Origin of the sequence: Actinomadura sp. NEAU-AAG7 (genome assembly GCF_018603865.1) — a bacterium.
GTDB classification, from domain to species: Bacteria; Actinomycetota; Actinomycetes; order Streptosporangiales; family Streptosporangiaceae; genus Spirillospora; species Spirillospora litoris.
Map to the genome: position 1 here is coordinate 1 of NZ_JAHFZY010000023.1, position 621 is coordinate 621.

Genomic DNA, 621 nt, shown 5'->3' on the forward strand with positions numbered 1-621 from the left:
CCAACCCTTGTGGGGGGAGCGGTCGAAGGTGGGGCCGGCGATTGGGACGAAGTCGTAACAAGGTAGCCGTACCGGAAGGTGCGGCTGGATCACCTCCTTTCTAAGGAGCACCAACTGGCTCGGATCGACCCTTGGTTTCACCCGGGGTATCCGAGTCGGTGGCCATCGTTGACGGCGAATGTTCGTCAGGTGGCTGCTCATAGATGTGGAGCACTGGTTATTCAGCTCACCACCTGTGTGAGCCGGCAAGTACCGTCCTCGGGGTTCGCTCCGAGGAAGTGGGAACGGCGGTTTCAGGTGGGTGGTGGGTTGGACACGCTGTTGGGTCCTGAGGAAACGGGCGTTTGCGCCTGGTGGCCTCTGGATCGCGGGACCATGACCTCACTCTTTCGGGTGGGGTTGTGGTGGGCCCGGTTGTTTTTTGAGAACTGCACAGTGGACGCGAGCATCTCTGGTGAACGATGAGACTCGTTGATGACCTTCCTCTTTTTGTGGGGGGTTGTTGTCGGGTGTTGTTGTTTATCTGCGATTTGTTTTGATCGTTTTGTGTGTTCAAGTTTTTAAGGGCATACGGTGGATGCCTTGGCATCAGGAGCCGATGAAGGACGTGGGAGCCTGCGA

Annotated in this window: 1 rRNA gene; it reads left to right on the plus strand. The window is 57.5% G+C overall.

Features of this window, described 5'->3' with window-relative positions:
- Positions 1-100, plus strand: a 16S ribosomal RNA gene (locus KLI87_RS39590); the annotation flags it as partial.
- Between the last annotated feature and the right edge of the window lie 521 nt (positions 101-621).